Here is a 1,154-nt window from a genome sequence, read left to right as displayed (position 1 = left end):
CCGACGAGATCTTCGAACGCCTCGCCGGCTACCTGAACCGCCTGCCGAACCCCAAACCCTAGATATGCACCTCTTCCGAGACTCAGGACACTAGATGAGTGAGTCCGATGTTTTCAGTGGTCGTAGGCGATCAGTGATCGTTTGACTGGGGCGTCGGTGGTCCAGTTGTGCCAGATGCCGGCGGCGAGGGCGAGGAGTCGTTGTCCGGTGCGGGCATAGACGCCGACTGGTGTTCTGGCGCCGTGTTGTTCGAGGCTGAGCTGGCCTTTGAGGGTGTCGATGACGGCCTCGATCCACTGGCGGACCCGGGCGATCTTGCCGTGCCGGACCGGTTCGTCCTTCCGGTCCGGCCGCACCAGGTGGGCGCCGAGCCGCTCGGTGACGAAGGCTTCGAAATCCTTCCCGGCGAAGCCCTTGTCGGCGAGGATCACCTGCCCGGCGCGGACGAGGTGGTGGTCGCGTTCCAGCAGCGCGGCCATCACCTCGCGTTCGCCGATCTTGGGGTTGGCCAGGCACCAGGTGACGGGCATGCCCTCGGCGGTGGTGACCAGGTAGAGCCGGAATCCCCAGAAGAAGCGGGAGTGGGATCGGCAGTAGCCGTATCCGCAGTGCCCGGCGAGGTCGGAGCGTTTGACGGTCTCGCGGGAGGCCGCGCAGGGCAGCGGGGTGGAGTCGATCAGCCGCAGGTCGTCGTGCCAGGTCGGGACCTGCCGGGCCAGTGCCTCGATCACGTGGCTGATCAGCGGACCGGCGGCGTTGAGGCGCTTGTTGTAGGCGGACTGCTGGGGCAGGTAGCGGAAGAGGTGTCCCAGCCGGGCGTGGGCGAAGCGGATCCAGTGCCGGGCCGAGGGGAAGCCGAGCAGGACCTGGGCGACGGCCAGGCACAGCAGTTCGGCGTCCGTCAGTTTCGGGGGTCGCCCGATCCGGCGACGAGGGGCCACATGGTCGTCGATGAACACGTACAGTGCCGCCAGAAGGGCGTCCAGGCCAGGAGTCACACCCAAGCCAACGGGCGCCCTTCGCCATGGTTGCGACCAGTCCAGACATCGGACTCATTCATCTAGTAGTGCTTGGTCAGGTTGGTGTGGTGCTTGGTATGTCGCGGTGGCAGGTGGGGCAGGCGCCGGTCCAGGTGGCGAGGAGGGTCTGCAGCT

1 protein-coding gene is annotated in these 1,154 nt (G+C 66.6%); it reads right to left on the bottom strand.

Annotated features, from left to right (window positions below; genetic code table 11):
- Positions 1–113 precede the first annotated feature (113 nt).
- On the bottom strand, positions 114–998 hold the full coding sequence (locus tag ACFW2Y_RS35980; protein ID WP_384887998.1) for an IS982 family transposase: 885 nt from the start codon (positions 996–998) through the stop codon (positions 114–116).
- Positions 999–1,154: the final 156 nt, after the last annotated feature.

The sequence above is a fragment of the Streptomyces sp. NPDC058877 genome, from assembly GCF_042742855.1.
Taxonomy (GTDB): domain Bacteria; phylum Actinomycetota; class Actinomycetes; order Streptomycetales; family Streptomycetaceae; genus Streptomyces.
Note: the sequence above shows the minus strand (reverse complement) of the source record. Positions and strands in the feature narration are given on the sequence as shown.